The organism is Paenibacillus sp. FW101-FHT12H11, assembly GCF_058790355.1.
In genome coordinates, this window is the sequence record NZ_JBYTCO010000006.1 from 276,841 (window position 1) to 299,139 (window position 22,299).

The 22,299-nt window shown below is 48.0% G+C and carries 14 protein-coding genes; 7 read left to right on the forward strand and 7 right to left on the reverse strand.

What is annotated here, in order from left to right; genetic code table 11:
• The first annotated feature begins 103 nt into the window (after positions 1–103).
• From AC3WTJ_RS21030 to AC3WTJ_RS21050, 5 genes are read left to right on the forward strand one after another with little or no spacing between them, the layout of a single operon-like run.
• Entirely contained in the window at positions 104–1,141 is a 1,038-nt protein-coding gene (locus AC3WTJ_RS21030) for a putative 2-aminoethylphosphonate ABC transporter ATP-binding protein (RefSeq protein ID WP_492523490.1), read from the forward strand.
• Positions 1,142–2,863, forward strand: coding sequence for a putative 2-aminoethylphosphonate ABC transporter permease subunit (locus AC3WTJ_RS21035; protein ID WP_492523491.1), 1,722 nt, complete (start codon positions 1,142–1,144; stop codon positions 2,861–2,863).
• Between the two features lie 47 nt (positions 2,864–2,910).
• Positions 2,911–3,699, forward strand: a complete 789-nt coding sequence (locus AC3WTJ_RS21040; protein WP_492523492.1) for a DeoR/GlpR family DNA-binding transcription regulator — start codon at positions 2,911–2,913, stop codon at positions 3,697–3,699.
• Between the two features lie 50 nt (positions 3,700–3,749).
• Positions 3,750–4,769 (forward strand): hypothetical protein, encoded by a 1,020-nt coding sequence (locus tag AC3WTJ_RS21045; RefSeq protein WP_492523493.1) that lies wholly within the window; start codon positions 3,750–3,752, stop codon positions 4,767–4,769.
• A complete protein-coding gene (locus tag AC3WTJ_RS21050) occupies positions 4,766–5,590 on the forward strand; it encodes a DUF8832 domain-containing protein (protein ID WP_492523494.1) in 825 nt (274 codons plus the stop codon). The genes AC3WTJ_RS21045 and AC3WTJ_RS21050 overlap by 4 nt, the downstream gene beginning before the upstream one ends.
• A 558-nt stretch (positions 5,591–6,148) precedes the next feature.
• Here AC3WTJ_RS21050 and AC3WTJ_RS21055 read toward each other — a convergent pair.
• A complete protein-coding gene (locus AC3WTJ_RS21055; protein WP_492523495.1) occupies positions 6,149–6,700 on the reverse strand; it encodes a hypothetical protein in 552 nt (183 codons plus the stop codon).
• 227 nt (positions 6,701–6,927) lie between these two features.
• Positions 6,928–8,607 (reverse strand): DUF2339 domain-containing protein, encoded by a 1,680-nt coding sequence (locus AC3WTJ_RS21060; protein WP_492523496.1) that lies wholly within the window; start codon positions 8,605–8,607, stop codon positions 6,928–6,930.
• A gap of 160 nt (positions 8,608–8,767) precedes the next feature.
• Between AC3WTJ_RS21060 and AC3WTJ_RS21065 the strand changes: the two genes are divergently transcribed.
• Both AC3WTJ_RS21065 and AC3WTJ_RS21070 read left to right on the forward strand, forming a co-directional pair.
• Positions 8,768–9,046 (forward strand): hypothetical protein, encoded by a 279-nt coding sequence (locus tag AC3WTJ_RS21065; protein WP_157322909.1) that lies wholly within the window; start codon positions 8,768–8,770, stop codon positions 9,044–9,046.
• A 181-nt stretch (positions 9,047–9,227) separates the two neighbouring features.
• Positions 9,228–10,985, forward strand: a complete 1,758-nt coding sequence (locus AC3WTJ_RS21070) for a glycoside hydrolase family 2 protein (protein ID WP_492523497.1) — start codon at positions 9,228–9,230, stop codon at positions 10,983–10,985.
• A gap of 35 nt (positions 10,986–11,020) precedes the next feature.
• Here AC3WTJ_RS21070 and AC3WTJ_RS21075 read toward each other — a convergent pair whose 3' ends face one another.
• From AC3WTJ_RS21075 to AC3WTJ_RS21095, 5 genes are all read right to left on the reverse strand, one after another.
• Positions 11,021–12,703: a COG1361 family protein gene (locus AC3WTJ_RS21075; protein WP_492523498.1), complete on the reverse strand. Its 1,683-nt coding sequence runs from the start codon at positions 12,701–12,703 to the stop codon at positions 11,021–11,023.
• A complete protein-coding gene (locus AC3WTJ_RS21080; RefSeq protein ID WP_492523499.1) occupies positions 12,700–19,419 on the reverse strand; it encodes a DUF7507 domain-containing protein in 6,720 nt (2,239 codons plus the stop codon). Before AC3WTJ_RS21080 ends, AC3WTJ_RS21075 begins: the two co-directional genes overlap by 4 nt.
• 139 nt (positions 19,420–19,558) lie before the next feature.
• Positions 19,559–20,311, reverse strand: coding sequence for a hypothetical protein (locus AC3WTJ_RS21085; protein WP_492523500.1), 753 nt, complete (start codon positions 20,309–20,311; stop codon positions 19,559–19,561).
• Between the two features lie 159 nt (positions 20,312–20,470).
• Positions 20,471–21,346 (reverse strand): carbohydrate ABC transporter permease, encoded by an 876-nt coding sequence (locus AC3WTJ_RS21090; protein ID WP_492523501.1) that lies wholly within the window; start codon positions 21,344–21,346, stop codon positions 20,471–20,473.
• Between the two features lie 16 nt (positions 21,347–21,362).
• On the reverse strand, positions 21,363–22,292 hold the full coding sequence (locus AC3WTJ_RS21095; RefSeq protein ID WP_127457453.1) for an ABC transporter permease: 930 nt from the start codon (positions 22,290–22,292) through the stop codon (positions 21,363–21,365).
• Positions 22,293–22,299: the final 7 nt, after the last annotated feature.

Consider the following 22,299-nt stretch of genomic DNA (forward strand, 5'->3'; position numbering starts at 1 on the left):
CTAAAAGGACGACAAAGTTGTTTATCCTTGTATCACCTTTTTACAAAGCGATAACATATCACACTTATACTAGAGCTAATAAGACTAAGGAGGCTGCTTGATCATGACACAAGCTTACTTGTCCATTCAAGGGGTAAATAAAACATTTGGATCTTTCAGCGCTTTGAACAATATTCATATTGATATTCAGAAAAATGAGTTCATTTGTTTATTAGGCCCAAGCGGTTGCGGTAAAACAACATTGCTACGCATTATTGCAGGATTAGAGAAACCGACACAAGGACGGATTACGGTAGACGGGAAGGACATTACCCAGCTGCCTCCAGCGAAAAGAAATTTCGGCATGGTGTTTCAGTCGTATGCGCTTTTTCCGAATCTTACGGCTTATCAGAATGTAGCTTATGGATTGCAAGGCAAGAAATGGAAGAAAAAAGAGATTGACGAGAAGGTAAAGGAAGTCTTGAACTTAGTGGATCTGCTGCACCTCCGCGATCGCTACCCGGCGCAAATGTCCGGCGGACAGCAGCAGCGTGTGGCATTGGCTCGCGCTATTGTACTGTCTCCAGATTTTTTGCTGCTGGATGAACCTCTTTCCGCGTTAGATGCCAAAGTTCGGGTGAAGCTGCGCGAGCAAATTTGCGAGCTGCAGGACAAGCTTGGCATTACAACCGTGATGGTCACGCACGATCAAGAGGAAGCGCTCACGATGGCAGATCGCATTGTGGTGATGAAAAACTCCGAAGTTGTGCAAATGGGAACGCCGGAACAAGTCTATGAAGCGCCGAATTCGGCATTTGTCGCTGATTTTATCGGATCGATTAATTTCTTGGAAAACGGGGAGCAAGGAAGTCTTGCCCAACACAGAAGTCTTGCCATTCGTCCGGAGCATATTCGCTTGTCAGCCTCTGGGTCAAGCAAAGGAGTGAAAGCGGTTGTCAAGCATGTCGAGTTCCGCGGACCTTTCTACCGAGTGACGCTCCAGCTGGCAGCGGGCAGCAGCTACCAAAATGTACTGCTTGCCGTAGATGTATCTTCACAAGCTGCACATCAATTGAGGCTTGCCAAACATGCCGAGGTCTTCGTTGAATTCCCGCAGGAAAAGATGATCACATTCCCAGCTGATTCTATGGTAGGTGCCTAAATGAACAAGGGAATCGTCAGCATGAATCCGCCGATCCGCCGTCACCTAGGAGCATTTTTTACATTACAAAATGTGTTGATTGTCGTGCTCGTGCTCACTTTAACAACTAGCACTCTGATTCCGTTAATCCTCTTATTCAGCAAATCTTTGCTAAATAAGAATGAGGAGTTTATTGGATTGGCTAACTTTGTCCAATATTTCTCTACGCCTTCCTTACTTCAATCGTTAACAAACACGATCTGGATTTCAGTTCTATCTACCGTACTTGCTGTTATTCTCGCATTCGCGTATGCCTATGGAATTAGCCGTACGGCTATTCGGGGCAAAAGTTATTTCCGCTACATTGCGTTATTGCCGCTTTTTCAACCGACGATGATGCATGGGATTGCGCTTACTTATTTGTTTGGGAATCAAGGCATGGTTACGCACGGTTTTTTCGGACTTTTGCCTGGTATAAGGATACCGATCTATGGTCCCGTTGGGATCGTTATCTCTGAAGTGATTTACTTATTTCCTCAAGCTTTTCTGATTTTTATCACAGCTTTGTCAATGACCGATCAGCGACTGTATGAGGCCGCGGAATCGCTGGGCGCGAATAAATGGAAAACTTTTTTCACGGTGACTTTGCCCTCCGTTAAGTACGGCCTCATCAGCGCCATTTTCGTCTGTTTCACAGCCAGCTTTACGGATTTCGGAGCTCCGCAGGCAATCGGTGGAAAGTTTAACGTGCTTGCCACGGATATTTACAAACAGGTTATCGGCCAGCAAAATTTGTCCATGGGTGCGACAGTAGGGATCCTGCTCACAATTCCAGCTATCATTGCTTTTGCTGTGGACCGATTCGTAGAGCGCAAACAACGTTCGCTGCTCTCTTCCAAGTCAACGCCCTATCGGGTACCGGAAGGACGAGCTCGGGACAGATTTTATCGTACATTTTGTATCATCGTCTCGATTGCTATTTTGGTGCCGTTATTCACAATTGTATTCGCTTCCTTAGTGAAGGTGTGGCCGTACAATGTCAGTTTAAGCTTCAAACATTATGATTTTTCCAGTGTGGCAGGGTCAGGTCTGGAACCGTTTTGGAATTCACTGCAAGTCTCACTCATCACAGCGGTGGTAGGGACGATCATGACTTTTGTTTTTGCTTATTTAATTGAAAAGACCAGATCGATGAAAGGGTTGCGTCAAGTCGGTTACTTTTTGTCGATTTTACCGCTTGCGCTTCCGGGTATGGTTATCGGCCTTGCCTACATTTTCTTCTTCAATAATTCCAGCAATCCGCTGAATTGGATTTATGGCACAATGGCGATCATCGTGCTTGCGAACATCACGCATTTCTACGCAGTTCCCTTTATTACGGCTACAACTGCGCTGAAAAAGCTGGACAAGGAATTCGAACTCGTTTCGGAGTCTATGCGTGTTCCTTTCTACCGAACATTTTTGCGGGTCACGGTGCCCATGTCCCTTCCGGCCATTATCGAAATCGCCATGTACTTTTTCGTTAATTCCATGGTTACGGTGTCTGCGGTTGTATTCCTCCGGGCTGCTGATATGAATCTTGCGGCTGTTGCTTTAGTGAATATGGAAGATGCAGGTGACGTAGCTGCCGCAGCGGCAATGTCTACCCTGATCGTTGGAACGAATATTATCGTTCGTTTGTCTTATGAGTTCATTTTAAAAAAGGTAAAAAAACGCACGGCTGCTTGGCAAATGCCGAAGTAAAGCCCTATCATGCAAAATGTGATGCATAAATTGGAGGGTCTAACCTTATGTCTTTGATTGGTGAAGAGCGAAAGAATTATATTCTCAATCAGTTGAATTTGGATGGCAAAGTGAAGACGAATGAGCTGGTCGAAGCTCTGGATGTTTCATCTGAGACGATACGTCGTTATTTGGAAGAGCTGGAAGATGAGAATAAGCTGAAACGGGTATATGGCGGCGCGGTCAAAATTAATTTATCCCGAGACGAGCCGTCACATTTGAAGAGGGAGGTGCTTTACGCGGATGAGAAGAGGAAAATCGGACGGGCAGCAGCCACCCTCGTGGAGGATAATGACGTCATTTTCATCGATGACGGTACTACGACCCTGCATATCATCGATTATTTGCTAAACAAGAAAAACCTTACAGTTCTAACGATCTCCATACCTGCCCTGTACCTGCTGATTGACTACAAAAACAAAGGATTGTTCAACGGGGACATCTTTTTAATTGGCGGTAAGGTGAATGCCCTGCATTCCAGGGTCACAGGCCTGTTGGCTGAGAAGATGGTGGAAAATTTCAACGCGGATAAAGCGTTTTTATCTGTGGACGGCATGATGTTGGACAAAGGGATTACAGGCTTCGAAGAAAGTAAAGGCCAACTGACGCAGAAAATGATGAAATATGCCAAGCAAAATATTGTGCTCTGCGATCACTCCAAGTTCGGGCTTGTGCAATTCTACAAAATTGCAGATTTGAGAGAGATCGATCTTATTGTCAGCGATGTGCCGGCCCCAAAAGAATGGGTAACCGAATTGCAGAAAAAAGGAGTCGTATGGGTCTCATCAAACGAATAGCTGTGTTATGATAGAACGGTAATCATGACAAATATTGGGAGCTGATTCGTTTGTCGGTACAACTGAAAGTGGCGCGATCCGCGGGTACGGTTGGAATTTTCAAACATGCCGTCACCATGGTGATGGGGATGTGGCTGATTGTCGGCTTGTTTATCGATGGCTTTGCCCATAATCATGGGGTGGTTGAGACTTTTTTTACGCCATGGCATGCGATTTTGTACTCCGGTTATTTGGCCTGTGCGATTTGGATTCTTATTATTACTTATCAAAACAAAATAAAAGCCCATCATGCTACTTGGGCAGCGTCTATTCCTACGGGCTATAAGCTCGGTGTCGCCGGTGTCATCCTCTTTTTTATCGGCGGTATCGGCGATATGTTATGGCATACGATATTTGGCATTGAGAAAAATATTGAAGCGCTCTTAAGCCCGACCCATCTGATTCTATTGACCGGGGCGCTGATGATTCTGACCAGCCCGTATCGTGCGATGAGTTATGCGGAGAAGGACTTTTCTCCGAGCTTTCGCCGGCTGCTGCCTGCCTTGACTTCCGTGGCGCTGACCTTTGCCGTGTTGGCTTTTTTTCTTATGTATGCCTGGTCGTTTCGTCAGAATTTATGGATGGCCAGGGAAGAAGACGCAGTGGCTAAAGCAGTTGTAGATTTCCTGATTACAACGATGCTGCTTGTTTTGCCCATTATGCTAGTGATGAGAAGGTGGAAGTTGCCTTTCGGAACGGTGACCTATTTGTTTGTGTTTGAGGCGGTATTGATGGCGGTGCTGGATGGGTTCTCGCACTATGGTTCTATCGTGATTCTGCTCATTAGTGGGATAATCGGTGATTTGCTTTTGAAATCGATCAAAGAAAAAGAAGCTGGAGCGTGGCAGTATCGCGGCGTTTTCTTCCTGCTGCCCGTTCTGATCTGGAGCCTGTATTTTGCCGATTTGCGTTTGTTTCACACGTTGGATTGGTCTCCTGAGCTGTGGGGCGGCACGATCTTTATTTGCGGCCTCTGTTCGATGGGATTAAGCATGCTGACATCCCCGCTCACGACTGGAAGAAATCAATGAAGCAGCTTGTCATCCTTCTCATGGGTTTGGCTGTTCTCTTAGCCGCTTGTGGGAATCAAAGCACGACTATGGATATGTCAGGGATGCAGATGTCTGGGAATATGGAGGCCATGCCGACACATGCCCACAGCGATGATGCCATAGCCCATTTCTCGGTTGCCATGGATCGTTACATGCCTGGGGAAGAGGCATTGATCACGATTCTTATCCAGGATAAATGGAATAAACCGATTGATCGTTTTGACCTCATGCATGAGAAGCTGATGCATCTGATCGTGGTGAGCAAGGATCTGTCCTATTTTGATCATCTTCATCCGGAGCATGTCGGTCAAGGCCAATTCATCGTCAAGACGAAATTCCCTGCCAGCGGCTATTATCAGCTGATTGCTGATTTTACTCCGCAAGGAAGTGGAGAGACGGTGCAAACGCACTGGGTCACGATGAAGGGGAAAGAGCCGAAGATGACGGTCCTTCAACCGGATACCTCGTTGACGAAAGAGGTGGGCGGTAAGGAAGTTACGCTTGCATTCGACCACCTCATGGCGGGGATGGGGCTGGATATGATCTTCACGATCAAGGATGCCCGGACGAAACAGCCAATCACTGATCTGCAGCCCTATCTGGGCAGCTTGGGGCATGTGGTTGCCATTAGCGACGATGCGAGGGAGTATGTCCATGTCCACCCGAACGAGCAGAAGGGATCAGGACCAACGGCAGCTTTCACGATTGTGTTCCCCAAAAGCGGAGTTTATAAAATCTGGGGACAATTTCAGCATCAGAATGAAGTGTTTATCGTACCTTTTACCATAAAAGTGCCATAAAGGCGTTACGTTTACAATTTGAACTTAATTTTGTAATCAAAAAGAAATATGTTATTCATCTGGCTTTAATGAAGCGGGCTTATAATAGAACTCGACCCCCTTTAAAATATATATACTTTAAGACCCGCAGCCCGTTGCTGTGGGTCTCTTTTTATTGATGAGGGGTGGCGTGTCGCGCTAAGTAAGCATAGCTTGGCAGTTGGCCACCTTGCGCCAAGTAATTCCATTTACTCGGCATGACTGCCTCTCGCTAGCTATGGGCCTTCGCTTCCATGTCTATGTATGTTGTACTTTTTACAACATACAACAGCTTAAAACCCCACTATCCTTCTCTTCATTGCACAAAGTACAATGAATTCAATCAAAATAGCGTAAAAATCACTCTATTTTGTATTCTACGTTGCAGTTTGTACAGTGTAGAAGGCGGCATCGGCCGTCATGTTGCCGCTAGATTGCAAAAAGCGCAACATAGGAGAAGGTATCGGCCACTATAGATAAGATCAGGGAAAAGAAAAAGACAGGTCGAATCTCGGATTCGCCTGTCTGATGTCGATATGCTTATTTTTTTGCTACGTCGGAGATAACGAATTTGTCGTTTACTTTTTTCGTTGTATAAGTGGCGCCGTCTTTTGTCGTGAATTTGACTTGATCTGCCGTATTTGCCGTGTCAAATGTAACGTCTGCTTTGGTTGTATCTAGCAGGTTCGTCGGGAAAAAGGAAGTCGGATTCGTTACAATCGATCCGTCCGCTTTTTGCTCCGTCAAATAGTGAGCCGCCAATTTATCGGCCATTGCTGCATCGAAGTAGCTGGAAAGAAATTTTACGGCTTTCTCTTTGCTATCAGCGGCGATAGGGTTAAGGATCAGCTTGCCATCTTTGGATTTGGCTTCTCCGAAGAGGAAGCCGACCTTCTCTTGAGAAATTCTAGCGCCGATGTAGCCTTTCATGTTAATCGTATCCTGCGTTTCAGCTGTTGCTTGCGGGGAAGCTGCTGCGCTTGCGCTTGGAGACGGGCTAGTCGCTGTATTTTTTGGTGCTGAGGAGCAAGCTGCTCCAGTCACCATCATTGTAAGCAGGATCACGCCTGCGGCTGTTTGTTTCAATGTCATGAACGATACACCTCTTCATCTGTATGAATGTATTTATTTGTAAATAAATACATATTATATTCGATTTAAATAACCACAAGTGTAGAATATACGCTATTTTGAGACGCAATGCAATGAATTCAAGGAAAGTTCACATTCTATTTTGTCCCTGAAAAAGTGAAAAAAACCCTCATTTCCATAAGATAAGTGGAGATGAAGGCCGCTCGATTGCGTCTATAATAGCTTGTTTATTTACGCTTATAAAACAACCTGGAAATCCCAACGCCAATGGCTCCAAGTCCGATAAACAGGATCGCACGAATGGCGGTAGACACATCAGGCAGATCAATGAAAATAATTTTGAGCAGGGTTACAAACAAGAACAGGATGCCGATTAGATTTGCCTTTGCTCTTCGAACAAATAGTCCTGCGACAATCAAGAGCACCGCATAAATCGCCCAAACACCGGAGAGAACGAGATGTTGGTAATCGCTATTGAGAGCCTTCGTTAAGGCGTTCGTTACTTGTGATACGAAGATGAGGAGCAGTACGAATGCCATCCATAGCAAAAGAAGTGAGATGCGTGACGGCGCAAGGCCTTTCTGAGCAGAAGAGCGATAGAACGCATAAAGGCCGCCGATAGTAGCCACAAGCACAAGCCAAGCAAAAGTTTCATGTGAACCGATATCATGGATCGGATGGGTGAGAACGAACAGCATCCCGATGAAATAGGTAAGAGCTCCGCTGATTTGCTGCAGCCTGCTTTGGAAGCGGACACCCAGGCAAAGCGCGATGCCGCCTTCGACTAGCAGCGCTGATCCGGCTTGATCGGCATGGAGGACGAAAATCAGCCATAAAAAGATGCTGAATGTTGCGATGGATACGTGGACGGAGAAGGCCCTCTTTTGCAAGTAAAGCCAAGAGGAAGTTCCGATGTATAAAAGCGACCAGAGAGCCAGCATCCATTCATAGACGTGCCTATCGCTGTCAGCCGTGCCGTAGAAACCGTATGTCCAGGCTGCGACGAGGCCAAAGCTTAAGAATAACGTGATGCGCTGTCCAATTCGGCTGTCTTCCGAACGCAGGAGTGTTATGCCGAAAAGCAGCAGGTGCTGCAAGATGATAACGGTTAGCACGGCAGGTTTGTCACTCGCTGTATGGCTGAGCAGGGTCGAAATGAGCAAAGGCAGATGGAGTACGCCAAAGGCGGTGAAATAAGCACCTCGGAAGGCGTAGCGCAGCGATAACACCATCATAGCCATGGAGAAGAGACCTTCATAGCCAGCGAAAACCCACATATTCGGATGCGCAGAATCGACCATGAACGGAACAAGATAACCCGCAAGTAAGGTAATAATCATGAGGGCTTGTGAACGATGGCGAATCGCTATGAACACACTAGCTGCAATAGAAACAATGTAAAGCACAAAAGCAAGCCAGGACGGGATCAGCTCAAACAGCATGTGGGCAGCGAAAAGGGATAAGATCAGAACCCCGCTCGCTCCGCCGAGCAGCACTTGCCCCAATGCTGCGCGTTTACGGCGTATTTGCGTTTCCCCTTGCCAATACATGAGGCCTGCTGCGACAACTCCGAGTAGGCAGCGGACAGGCTCTGTAATGAAGCCGGCGCTTACGGCTGCTGTAAACCCCCAGAGCACGCCAAGCAGGAAGACGATGATAAAAATGCGCGGCAGCCAGACGCGGGCGATCAAGTGCTCCCAATCTCTTGGGGGAGCGGGCTCTTTGGCGGGAACGGTTTCCCGCTGGAGGAGCTGACGCGGAGCCGGCTGGGAATGCTCGCTAGCAGGAGCTGATGCCTCTGTGCGTTCAGATCCAGATGCATTTGGTCGGTTAAGTGCATGGTCCAGCAGCAGTTCGAGCTCTTTTACTCTTTTTTCCAATGCGGCTACTCGTAATTCTAGATCCATGATAGCCCCCTTTGTTGTGCGTATTTTAGGTATGTTTTTCCATCTCATTCTATGTTAACATGGGCCTGGCAAGACGTGTAGGCTGACTGAAAAAATAAAAGCGGGACAACTATGCTACAATAGTCATAAACACGAATAGGACATTAGGAGATGAACCGTCATGAGTAAGGAATTAAACGAACAAGAGCTTATCCAATTTATCGTAGAAAAATCAAAAGCAGATGCCAAACAAATTCAGCTCGTGCTGAAATATGAGAAAGCGTATATTCTGAAGGCTGAACAAAGTTCCAAAGGGGAAGTGGACATCGACAGCGACGATTTGATCGATCATATTCTGAGCAGACCGGATGTGAAGTTGACGGAGCTCGCGGTGGACACTATTTTGGAAGCGGAAATGGCCTACTTAATGAAACATGGATTAGCCGGTTACATGGATTAAAGAAAGAGGACGATGCAGGGGATTTCTCCGGTGCCGTCCTTTTTTCATGCGTTTATAATAACTTACAAGTTAATTGAATAACATGTATTGACAGAAAATGAGCTTGGGATGATAATAGTCTTAGTTGCAATGGACTTATTTAATTAACTTATTAATTAACTTTATGGAGGTAGCGTTACCCATGACGAATCAACCCCGAGCAGATTACCCAAGGCCACAATTTGTACGAGACAGCTGGATGAACTTGAATGGCGAATGGGAATTTGAATTTGATGATGACCGCGTAGGCAGCAAAGAGAAATGGCATTTAGGGAACAAAGCGTTATCCCAAAGGATCCAAGTGCCTTTCGCTTTTCAAAGTAAATTAAGCGGTATTGGCAGCAATGAATTTCATGATGTTGTTTGGTATCGCAGAGATTTGGCGATTCCGGATTCCTTTGCAAATAAGCGGATTTTGCTCCACTTTGGAGCTGTTGATTATGAGGCGTCCGTTTGGGTGAACGGTACTTTGGTTGCTACGCATGAAGGCGGGCATACGCCGTTTCACGCGGACATTACCGATGCTCTTCAGTCAGGTACAAATAAGTTAGTTGTTAAGGCTGTTGATTACAGCACAGACGTGACGCTGCCTAGAGGGAAGCAGTATTGGCTCTCCGACTCAGCGAGCATTTTCTATACGAGAACGACGGGTATCTGGCAAACCGTATGGATGGAAGCGGTAAGCGCCGATGCATATTTAGATAAAGTGAGAATTACGCCGGACATTGATAATAAGCAGGTGGAATTGCAATTTTTCATCGAAGCCGCCAAAGCGCATGAGAAGCAGCAGGTGAAGGTTGAAATTTCTTTTAAAGGCAAACTTGTTTCTGAAGATACCTATTTATTAAAAGACAGCGTGGGGACAAGAGCGGTTCGTCTGAATGATTTTAATGATCACGGACTTGGCGGTTGGTGGACGCCGGAGCGTCCGAATTTGTACGACGTGACGTTCACACTGCTGGTCGATGAACAACCTGTTGACCAAGTGACGAGCTATTTCGGGATGCGTAAAGTGTCGATCGAGAATGGCAAGCTTTGCCTGAACAACCGTCCTTATTTCCTGAAAATGGTGCTGGACCAAGGTTATTTCCCAGATGGCAACTTGACGCCGCCGAGTGATGAGGCGATTAAACAAGATGTGGAACTGACGAAAGCGATGGGCTTTAACGGAGCGCGTAAGCATCAGAAGCTGGAAGATCCTAGATATCTGTACTGGTGCGATCAGCTCGGACTTGTTGTCTGGAGCGAAGCGGCTAACGCTTACGAGTACACGGAGAAGTATGTAGAACGCTTTACGAAAGAGTGGCAAGCCTCTGTCGATCGCGATTACAACCATCCATCCATCATTGCATGGGTTCCTTTAAATGAGAGCTGGGGAGTTCCTAATATCCAGATCGATAAAAGGCAGCAGCAGCACGCGCTGACGATGTATCATTTGACCAAATCGATTGATTCGATGCGTCCTGTTATTTCGAATGACGGTTGGGAACTGGTGAAAACGGATTTGTTCGCGATTCACGATTATGAGTGGCGAGAAGAGGTCTTGACAGAGCGTTACAGCACCAAAGAGAAAGCCGTTCATGCAATGCCGGCTAATCGCCGCCTGTTTGTCGAAGGTTTCCCATATGAGAATCAGCCGATTCTGGTTACTGAGTTTGGCGGGATCGCTTATAAGAAAAGCGAGTGGGAAGGCTGGGGTTACTCAGGTGCAGAAAACGATGAAGATTACGAGCAAAAGCTGCGCGCTGTCATTCGTCCGCTTCTAAACTCCGGTGTTGTTCAAGGCTATTGCTATACGCAATTAACGGATGTGGAACAAGAAATTAACGGTTTGCTCACGTATGATCGGAAGCCGAAAATTCCGGTTGAACTGATTAAAGCGATCAATGACCGTAAATAGAAAAAGTCGGGGCACAGTTAGTTGCCCCGGCTTTTTTATTCTTCCGCCTCCTCGATTCGAATAACAACTTCATTGGACAACGCCGTTCCCGTATGAACCGGATCATTTACTTGATACACATATTTGGCGGATGCTCTTAGCGGAATGCGTTTGGCATTCGGTCTAAGAACAACTGTCGCTGAATAGGTGATTTCGGTTATGGCTTGAGGCATGATCACTCCAAGTGATAAAGGCTGGGATGAACTCAAGATTTGGTTCATCGGAGAGCCGTTGATTCGCAGGGTACCGGCGTTCAACGTAGTCAAGGGAGAAATCCAATCGTGAAGAAACACGCTGCTTGCAGCAAGATTGCCTGAATTGGTTACTTGGATCCTGTAATGGACCGTGGATTCAGGCTCGGCAATTAAAGGATTTGCAAAGATGACGATGGTTACAACCGGCCGCAGCAATTCGACGCTTACCGTATTGGACAGCACATGATCGGAGACAACACGATCATCCGGCAGGCGGAAATTAAATAACACGTCGGTATGGCTGGTTAGTTCGGTCTGTTCGGCGGAAATGGCAACGGCGTTGACCGTAACTTGGAACGTGACGGCCATTTGGTTTTTTGCCGGCAATTGCCCGACATAAACAGAGCTGGATAACAGTGAATTGCCATACGGAGCTCCATTCACCGTTAAGCTTCCCAGTACGTAGGAGCTGCCCTCAGGGATGAAGTCGGACAGCCAAATTTCGGCCGCAATGTTGCCTTTGTTTGTAACGATTAAGGAATAGGTCAAGGTATCGCCCAGCGTAGCCTTTGGCTGCAGGACGGACTCGACAACCGAAATCGCAGGATCGTAAACCTCCAATGAAATGGAGTTGGAGGTCATTTTTTGCTTGTGGTCTCTGAGGTGTAAGACAAGCTCCGCGTCATTCACGATGCGTCCGGAAGAGGGAGCATGGGTAACGGTGACTTGGAACTGAAGAGATAGATCCTCATATGCGGGCAGCTCGCTAAGCGAAATGCCATTCGCGGGATTTGCTGACGGGTAGGAGGTATGCCCGACTTTTACGCTGCCCGCAACGAAACGAACACCGCTTGGCAGCCGATCTACAAAAAGCATTTTGTCAATTGAATAGCTTCCTTTATTTTTGATAGTGAATAAAAACGTGACGGTATCGCCGACAAATGTGTAGATCTTATCTGCGTGTTTCTTAAAGCTGACTTTCGTTTCCTCAAAAGGAATGATGACGGTATTCGATTTTGCGCTCCCTGAAGCGGATCTTCCTCCTGATGTATGGAAGATATAGGTTGCCGTTGCTTGATTTTTCAGCTGAGAAGAGGGTTCAAGCACAACCACTTGGAAGTTTACTTCGATGTGCTGGCCGATACGAATCGTCCCCACATAAATGCCCTTATCGGGATTGGCCATGGGCATGGGGACGCCATCCACGATAACGCTGTTCGGAACTAACGAAGTCCCGTCCGGCATGGTGTCAAAAAGGGTAACTTGTGCATCCAAGTTACCCTTATTGGCGATTGTCAAGGTATAAGTCACGACTTGACCGAGCGCGGCTTCAGACGTATTCGCTCTCTTTCTGATCGTAATGAGGGGACCAACCACAGGGGTATCTACAGTGTTGGAATAGGCGTGGCTGGTCATGTTGCCAGAACTGAAACGAACGACGGATTGATTAATTAAATGTTTGGGAGGTTGGGATTCGGCCGTCATACGACCGTCACCTCGAATTTAACGGTGACAGATGTTCCTGCCGGAATGGCGTTGAGCGGAACGCCTGTACTTGGATTCTGGCCTGGTCTTGGGTCGCCATTAACCGTCACACTGTCTGTAACGAATACAGTTCCAGTTGGGATTGGATCCGTTAGAACAACATTGTTGACTGTGGCTATGCCGCTATTGGTGACAACAACTGTGTACGTAATCGTATCGCCAACGATTGCGTCGATGACATCGGAGCTTTTCACCACTCTAACATCTGGTGAGGATACTGGAATTACGAGCGTGTTGGAAGCAACGGAACCTGACAGCACCCGACCATCTGGCGGCGAGTAGGTGTAGTTGGCGGTTGCTGTGTTCACTAATTGCTGTGGAGACGGCAAGGATTCTACGGTGACAGCCAGCGATATTTTCACGGTAATTGTATCGCCCGGAGGAATGGTTCCAGCATTAATACCAGTAGCTGGATTAGCGCCAGGCTGAAGCTGACCGTCGACAATCACGCTATTAGGAACAAATTCGGCTCCTGCCGGAATGGTATCGAAGACTGTTGCAACGGCAGGCAGATTCCCGGAATTGTGAAGCGTAAGCGTGTAAACGACCGTATCGCCGACAGTGGCATTGGTTGTATTTGCGCTTTTGATGATAGCGATAATCGGCTGATAGACCGGCACGATGACGGTGTTGGAGAAGGCGGATGCGGCAAAGGCGCCGCTCGTAAAGCTGACGGACGATTGATTCGTAAGCAGTCCGGATGCCGGCAAGGAGTTAACGGTGACTTTGAAAGAAACGGCAACGGATATGCCCGGCTGAATAGTGCCAAGCGATATTCCTTTGGTTGGATCAGCGGTGGATACCGGAGTGCCATCGATCGTAACGCTGCCTGGAACGAAGATTGTGGAACCAGGAAGCTGATCAAAGAATTGAACACTGTTGATGGCCGCAATGCCGTTATTGCTCACATTAGCGAAATAAGTGATCGTATCGCCGACTACGGCATCAGTAGCGGTTGTCAATTTCCCGACCGTGACATTCGGGGCGGATACCGGAATGGTTACGGTATTGGAATTTGTTGAACCTGTAATAACCCGGCCATCCGGCGGACTAAAGCTGAAGTTCGCCGTAGCCGTATTCGTTAATACTTGCGGACTAGGCAGCGAAGTAATGACAACAGCAAAGGTTACAGTGTTAGTAACACCGGGTTGTGCAGTGAATGGAATGCCTGTAGTAGGATCAGCTCCTGGCTGGGTGATTCCGTTAAGTACAACAGAATTTTGTTGGAAAGTAGCTCCATTAGGAATTGGATCAAATAAGTTGACACTAGCTGCATAGTTTCCGGTATTGCTGACTTTTACCGTATAAATAATGAGATCGCCAATTGTGGCATTGGTGGAGCTTGCCGTTTTGGCTGCAGCAAGAATAGGTTGATAAACCGGCGTTGTAATGGTGTTGGAGAAAGCAACCGCCGAAAGAGCGCCGGAGGTAAAGCTGACAATGCCTTGGTTATTTAGCTGTGCAGGATCAGGCAGGGCAACGACTCTGACATTGAACGTGATGGTAACCGTTCCGCCAGGCGCGATAGTGCCCAGCGCAATGCCGGATATTGGATTTGGCGGAACAGGCGGTGTAGGCGCTCCGACAATGACGACGCTGCCTGGAATAAAAGCTAATCCGGATGGCAAAGGATCGGAGAAAACAACACTGTTCACAGGCGCAATTCCATTGTTCATTATGACGATGGTGTACGGAATAATATCGTTCACGACGGCATCCGTCACAGTTGTGCTCTTCACAACACTGACATCAGGCGAAGAAACGGATATGGTTACGGTATTCGACGTGGCGGAACGGTTGAACGGTCGGCCGTCCGGCAGTGTGAACGAGTAAGCAGCGGTTCCGGTATTGGATAGCACCTGAGGGTTCGGCAGGCTGTCGATCACGACGGAGAAAGAGACAGGAATTGTAGCACCTGGCTGTACGGAACCGATATCAATACCTGTTGAAGGATCTGCCCCCGGAGCGGGCGTCGTTCCAACGAACACGCTGTTTGGTTGAAAGGAGGTGCCGGCCGGGATCGTATCTGTAAGGATGGCAGAAGCCGCATAGTTACCTGTGTTAGAGACATTCAGCGTGTATACGATGGTGTCCCCGACCGTTGCATTCGAAGTGCTTCCGGCTTTCAGAACTCCAATAACGGGTTGGTAAATAGGTGTGGTTATGATATTTGAGAAGGTTGTGCTGGAGAGTGCGCCTGATGTGAAAGTAACGGCAGATTGGTTCGTTAATTGTGCTGGAGCCGGTACGGAAGTAACGAGCACATTGAAATTCACGGTGACCGTAGCGCCAACCGCAATCGTGCCAAGCTGAACCCCAGTGGCCGGGTTCGGAGGAACAACCGGCGGTGGTGCGCCGATGATGACGACACTTCCTGGAACAAACGTGCCGCCAGCAGGAATTTGATCCGTGAATACGACATTATTAACGGGGGCAATCCCGCTATTCATGATGGACGTGCTGTACGTAATGGTATCGCCTATGGTTAAAGCCGTAGAAGTCGTACTTTTCGATACGGTTACGTTTGGCGAAGAGACCGGGAACGTAACGGTATTTGATGTGACCGAACGTGTGATGAGACGGCCATCCGGCGGGGTGAACGTGTATGTAGCCGTAGCGATGTTGCTGATCGTTTGCGGGCTGGGCAAAGTTTCAATCAACACGGAAAAGGTTACGGTCTTAAACGTACCGGGCGCGATGGAACCGGCATTAATCCCTGCAACGGGATCTGAGCCAGGTTGAGGCATCCCGTCGACTTGCGCACTATTCGCTACATAAGAGGTTCCTGCAGGAATCGTATCCGTGACAATGACATCCCCTGCAAGGTTGCCTGTGTTCGACACGACGATACTATATAGAACAGTATCGCCGACAGTTGCGCTGGTTGTGTTGGCTGTCTTAACTGCCGTGATATTCGGTTGGGTAACGGGAGTTATGACATCATTGGAGGATGATGACCCTGAGAAGGATCCCGATGTGAAGCTGACCGAAGATTGGTTAATGATTTGTGGCGTTGGCATTGTGATTTTCACCTCAAAAGTCACGGTAACCGGGCTGTTAGGCGCCAAGGTACCGATTGGAATACCGGTCGACGGATTGGTATTCGGCAAGGAAACACCGTTTACCAGGACGCTTCCGGGAATAAATGAAGTGCTCGGATCGGCAATGCTCGTAAGAATCACATTGTTGACGTTAGCGACACCTTGGTTGGTGACTACGATGGTATAGGTGACGGTGTCTCCTTGAACGGCAGAGCTGACATTGCTGGTGGTCATCACCTTCACGTTAGGAGCTGATACAGGTATGGTTACCGTGTTTGAAATGCCGGAACCAGAGAGCGTTCGGCCATCTGAGAGCGTAAAGGTGTAGGAGGCGCTGGCCTGATCGACCAATTGCTGCGGCGTTGGCAGGGAAGTTACCGTCGCTTCAAAGGTAACGGTTTTTTTTGCACCCACATCAAGCGTGCCGAGCGGAATACCGCTCACAGGATCAACGCCTGGCAAGGGGGCGTCATTGATAATAACGCTATTCACGATAAACGTCGTGCCTGCGGGAATGTTATCCGTTAACGTCACGTTGGCAGGAGAACTGCCGGTATTGCCCACCTCCAATTTGTAAACGACAATATCGCCGAGAACGGCCAGTGTTAGGTTGGAGCTTTTGACAATGGATAGGATGGGCTGCTGAATTTGCGTGATGACGCTGTTTGAGAAAGCTGCTCCGGAGAAAACACCGGAGTTAAAGCTTACACTGGCATGATTCTCAGCCTGCGCCGGCGTGGGAACCGAAGTGACGGTTGCCCGGAAAATGACCTGTGTGGTGGCGCCGGCCGCAATGTTGCCAACCGAGAAGCCGGTATTCGGGTCCGCTGAAGATCTTGGCACACCGTCTATCGTCACGCTTCCGGCTTGGAACGTAACCCCGGCTGGCAGAGAATCCTGCAGGGTGACGCTGCTTACTTGAACAACGCTGCTGTTCGTAATGTTGAGCGTGTAAATCAGTGTTTCACCGAGTGCCGCAAACGCTAGATTCACGGATTTGGTTACGGCGACATTGGGGGCGGATACGGGAATATCCGTCGTATTGGATACGGCACTGCCATTTAGCGTGCGTCCGTCCGGTGGTTGGTACGTGTAATTTGCCGTTGCTTGATTTTGAAGTCTTGGCGGAGACGGCAGGTTCTGCACGACGACTTGAAACTTGATCTCACTTGTACCGGAAGGCGGGATAGATCCTACCGGAATGCCAAGGGCAGGATTAGCGCTTGGACTGGAAACGCCATTTATTGTAACACTGCCTATCACAAACGTCGTGGATGGCGAGATGGTATCCACGACCGTTGGTTGAACAGCGATATTACCTTGATTGCGAACCAGAAGCGTGTACGTCAGCGTTGCCCCAACGGTAACATTCGTGCTATTCACACTCTTGGTCACAGTGACAACAGCTTGAAACACGGGTGTCGTAATCGTGTTCGTTAAGGTAGTTCCGGCAAACGTACCGGAGCTGTAAGAAACAGAAGCCTGGTTGCTCAATTGGCCGGAAGCGGGTAAAGAAACGACATTGACCTGGAAGGTCACGGTCACCGAGCTGCCAGCCGTTATGGTGCCTACGGCGATGCCGCCCCCAGGGACTGCACTTGGCCTCGAACTTCCTCCGACGACGACGGTGCCGGATACAAAAGTCGCGCCTTGGGGAATGGCATCCGTGAGAATGACATTCGTCACACTTTCTACGCCTGAATTCGTAATCACCGTACTGTATGTAAAGGTATCTCCGACAACCGCGTCGATAACATTAGCGCTTTTGACAGCACCTACGCTTGGCAAACGGACGGGAATGGTCACCGTATTGGAGCCGGCGGTTCCCGAGATCGTACGACCGTCAGGCGGTTGGAACGTGTATGTACTATTCGCTGTATTCACGAGCTGCGGCGGAGAAGGGAGGGAATTGATCAGTACATCAAAGGTGACCGTTGATGTTCCGCTGGCTGCTACAGTGCCAATGTTTACACCTGTGACCGGATTGGCGCCAGGAACTGTGACTCCGTTAACCTTGAAGCTGTTCGTAACGAAAGAGGTTCCTGCAGGTATGTTATCGGTAACGTTCATGACGGCACTTCTATTCCCGGTATTCGCAATTTGCAGGGTGTAGGTTACCGTACTCCCGACAGAACCGTTCGCCGTGCTTGCGGATTTCACAATCGCAATCTTCGGTGAATAAACGGTTGTCGACACCGTATTCGATGGAATGACGCCTGAAATCACATTACCGCCTGCAACGCTTTGGAAAGTGAAAGCGGCATTCGCCGTATTCGCCAGCGATTGCGGATCCGGAAGACTCGTGACCGTAGCTCTATAAGAAACGGTGATAGATGAGCCGAAGGCCAGGGAGCCAAGGGGCGCACCTGTTGTAATATCGTAAGTCGGCTGTGATACGCCTGCTACGATGACACTGCCCGGGACGAAGGTTGAGCCGGCTGGCAAGGCATCGGACAATACGATGCTGGCGGCGCTGGCTGTCCCTGAGTTGGTGGTCGTTACCGTGTAGGTGATGGTATCGCCTACGACCGCTCCGGTTACATTGGCGCTTTTGGTCACACTAATTTTGGGTGCATTAATATCAACTTGAATGGCGTTGGCATTGACAACATACGCATCCCCGGAGGTAGTCAATTGCAGGATGGCAGAGGACTGATTGTTCGTTAACCGTGCGGAGACATCAACGTTCGTAATGTCCCAGCCTTGACGGCCTCCGCTAATGTTCGATCCGGGAGCTCCGTTGATTTGGTTGAGTGAGCCGAACGTCCCTGTGGTGTTAAGCTGTCCTGCATCGTTATTGATCTGGGAAGCAAAAAAGTTAGCGGCAAAGTTATTCGGTCCGGATAACGCGACGAGCGAGGCCGATGTAGGCCCGAATAATGCCTGATCCCCCGTTCGGTTCGCATCACCTTCCTGGGCGCTGAAAAGCGCTCTACCGCCTAGTGTGCCTGTTACCGGTGTAGCGAATCCGGTAATGGTGGTGTTCACCGGAGGAGAGGTAGACTGGACGAGTACGGCACCGACGCGTAATGACATGTTCCGGAAAGGCAGGCTCGGATTCTGATAAATAACGGCGAGCGTCCAACCGCAATGGTTGGCTGTCTGATCCCCGGTAATGACAATCGTACCAGGCACGCTTCCTACGGTGTAAGTACCGCCCATCCCTTGCTGCACCTGAGTCGTGACATTGGCTGTGCGCACATAGCCGAATGCACCGCTGCCCAAGTTAAACTCATTTTTCGTTGCATTATCAGGCGTGATACTAAAGGTGGCTGCTGGTGTCGTAAACGAAACCGGATTGTTGATCACAGCGCTCAGGTCAACATTGCCGTTGATATAAGATCCGCCCCAGATCAGCTCTGCATAAAGTACGGTACTTCCTGCAGGAATGGTGAGAATGGCAGCTGAATTATTCGAAGTGTAGAGATTGGTGGTTCCTGCGGGATACGTCCCGAATTTCAGCGCAGTATTCACGGTGGTGAAAGCACCGATGCTGTCTTGTGTTCCCGGTTGGCCTACCGTATCGGAGCGACTTAAGCCAAGTGTATTTCCGGTGAACGTGATCGCGCCAGTCGCGTTGAGTGTGGACCTGACGACGAGAGCTATGATCGTCACCCCCTAGATTTTGAACGTTCGTTAGATAGCTGAAGGAAGTTCGCTGTGGTGGCTGGTGATTTTAGGCCGATGGTTACATGGTATGATGTGAAATGGAAAACATGATCAGAACATATAAAGTTTTGTTATGTTGAATTTATTAAAGCTTCTTTTTGGTGCTGCGGGGGATTGTTTTGGTTGATTTAGCAGGCTTATGGCTATAGAAGTCCAGAGCTGGAGGGTTAAATGTCATAGACGTTTCCGGTACGGAGGGTTCCACAACGACGGTCGGAGCAGGTTGTCTTAACGCTTCGGCCCACTGAGGTTCACGGTATGGCTGATTGCACATCCATAACCATTCGTCGGCAGAGAGTTCTTTTTTGACAACAACGAATTGATACATAATCTCACTCACGACATTCGGCTGAAGCTGGAGCAACAAGTCCAATTCATCCTGATCATACAGCGGGGGGCTAAAGGGAGATTCATAGAAAAATTCCATCTTCAGCAGCCGGAAATCAAATGGCACAGAGCTGCCTGTATAGCTGGGGACATTGGGGCTGAGGGGACTGCCTGGGGGCTGTTGGAAATGATTAGTGAAATAACGGGGCGTATATTCATCAAATTTTTGCTTAAGATGGGGATTGGACATATGACGAAAATGATGGGCGTACGGAGATAAGATACAGACGATTGCTTTGTGGACACAAATCCGGTACAGCTCGGACATGACAGCCAGGAGATCGTTTACATAAGGCAGACTACGGCTGGCCATGACAAATTCAACGGAATGATCGGGCAGCGGAATTCCGTCATTGATATCGCAAACCATGTCCACTTCCGGGCCGCCAACACGATCAATTCCAAAAAAATGCCTATGTTTATGCTCGCCGCATCCCAGATCAACTTTCATGTAGGCCTCTCCTCTCAAATGAGCATTACTGTGACCCTATAGTGTATGGCCAAGTTTTACACAAGAAACTGCTGTTGCCTAAAGCTTTCAAAAAGTAAACGAAAAAACCAAAACGCCGCATCCTACGAAGTAGGTGAACGGCGTTTTGATGCTGTAATTTTACCCTTTGACAGCGCCAATCATGACGCCTTTGACGAAATACTTTTGCACGAATGGATACAGAATAAGAATGGGCACGGAAGCTACCATGATCGTTGCATATTTGATCGTTTCCCCAATTTGAAATTGATCGGCTGCGTTGGCACCGGTTGACATGGAGTCGGTGTTATTCGAAATTAGAATTTCCCTTAACGTGAGCTGAAGCGGATACAAGTCTCGATCCTTTAGGAAGATGGAGGCATAGAACCAACCATTCCATTTCTCAACAGCATAATAGAGAATCATAACAGCAATAACCGGCATGGAGAGCGGGATAATAATGCGGAATAAAATGACGAAGTGATTGGCCCCGTCCATTTTCGCAGATTCCTCAAGGCTTTCAGGTACGGCCATGAAGGCTGTACGCATGATGATCAAATTGAAAGTGTTAACGGCAAAAGGTAGAATCGTAGCCCATAAGGAGTCGATTAAGCCCACGCCTTTGACCACCAAGTAGAGCGGAATGAGACCGCCGCTGAAAAACATTGTAACGACAACGATGAAGATAAACACATTGTTCCACATCACATTTTTACGGGAAAGCACATAAGCCCCTAAAGATGTAACGATGAGGTTGGTTATGACCCCGAAGATCAGGATGAAAAGTGTATTTTGGTAACCTTTGAGAATCGCAGGGTTTTTAAATACGCTTTTGTAAGCTTCCATGCTGAAACCTAATGGCTTGAACAAAAACCCTTTGTGAGTGATCAACTGCCCTGCATCACTGATGGAAGCGAAGGTGACGTAGAGAAGTGGATACAACGTAACGACAACGAGTAGAAGCAATACAATATGGTTGATCGTAGTAAATAATTTGTCTGAGTAGCTGGTTTTCACTTCAGTCCCTCCTTCCTCACCATAAGCTGCTTTGACTTACTTTTTTACTGATTTTATTTGCTGCAATGAGTAAGGCCAGATTGATGACGGAATTGAACAAACCGACCGCGGAGCTGTAGCTCCAGCCGAATTCAATTAATCCTTTTCGATAAACGAAGGAGGAAATGACATCAGCCGTATCGTACGTGCTGGGGTTATACAGCAAAATAATTTTTTCGAAACCAACGTTTAATAGATTCCCCATGCGCAGAATGAACATGATCGCGATGGTCGGTAGAATACCCGGGAGGGTAATATGCCAGATCTGCTTGATTTTGTTGGCCCCGTCCATTTTCGCCGCTTCATATTGCTCCTGATCAATTCCCATGAGAGCCGCTAAATAGATGATAGACTCCCACCCGATCTTCTGCCAAATTTCCGATAAAATATAGATCGTTCGAAACATCTCAGGCTTCTGCAGCATCGCCGTATCACTGGCGCCAAAGTGAGTCAGAAAGTTATTAATTAACCCGCCATTGTTCGTAAAATCTTTGATCATCCCGGCGATCACGATGAGGGAGATGAAATAAGGCATGTACGTAACGGTTTGTACGAAACGCTGAAACCTTTTATTCGTCAACTCATTGATCAGAATCGCCAAAATAATAGGTGCAGGAAACTCAAAACATAGAGAGTAAAGCGAGATAATCACCGTGTTTTTGAGAATTCGCCAGAAATAATAGGAACTGAAGAAATCATTGAAGTGCTGGAAGCCGACCCATGAGCTGCCCAAAATACCTTTAATCGGGGTGTATTCTTTAAAAGCGATCAGAGCTCCATACATCGGCGCATAATGGAAGACAATGTAGTAGGCCAGCACGGGAACCATCATCAGGTACAAATATTTGTTGAGCAAAAAATCGCGCTTGAAACGTACTTGGAACGTTGCTTGTCCTGCTTTGCGCATGAGATCT

What these genes read in the sequence shown, in the direction of transcription:
- AC3WTJ_RS21030 (WP_492523490.1), top strand. Translation starts at nt 104, where the DNA reads ATGACACAAGCTTACTTGTCCATTCAAGGGGTAAATAAAACATTTGGA.
- AC3WTJ_RS21035 (WP_492523491.1), top strand. Translation starts at nt 1,142, where the DNA reads ATGAACAAGGGAATCGTCAGCATGAATCCGCCGATCCGCCGTCACCTA.
- AC3WTJ_RS21040 (WP_492523492.1), top strand. Translation starts at nt 2,911, where the DNA reads ATGTCTTTGATTGGTGAAGAGCGAAAGAATTATATTCTCAATCAGTTG.
- AC3WTJ_RS21050 (WP_492523494.1), top strand. Translation starts at nt 4,766, where the DNA reads ATGAAGCAGCTTGTCATCCTTCTCATGGGTTTGGCTGTTCTCTTAGCC.
- AC3WTJ_RS21055 (WP_492523495.1), bottom strand. Translation starts at nt 6,700, where the DNA reads ATGACATTGAAACAAACAGCCGCAGGCGTGATCCTGCTTACAATGATG.
- AC3WTJ_RS21060 (WP_492523496.1), bottom strand. Translation starts at nt 8,607, where the DNA reads ATGGATCTAGAATTACGAGTAGCCGCATTGGAAAAAAGAGTAAAAGAG.
- AC3WTJ_RS21065 (WP_157322909.1), top strand. Translation starts at nt 8,768, where the DNA reads ATGAGTAAGGAATTAAACGAACAAGAGCTTATCCAATTTATCGTAGAA.
- AC3WTJ_RS21070 (WP_492523497.1), top strand. Translation starts at nt 9,228, where the DNA reads ATGACGAATCAACCCCGAGCAGATTACCCAAGGCCACAATTTGTACGA.
- AC3WTJ_RS21075 (WP_492523498.1), bottom strand. Translation starts at nt 12,703, where the DNA reads ATGACGGCCGAATCCCAACCTCCCAAACATTTAATTAATCAATCCGTC.
- AC3WTJ_RS21085 (WP_492523500.1), bottom strand. Translation starts at nt 20,311, where the DNA reads ATGAAAGTTGATCTGGGATGCGGCGAGCATAAACATAGGCATTTTTTT.
- AC3WTJ_RS21095 (WP_127457453.1), bottom strand. Translation starts at nt 22,292, where the DNA reads ATGCGCAAAGCAGGACAAGCAACGTTCCAAGTACGTTTCAAGCGCGAT.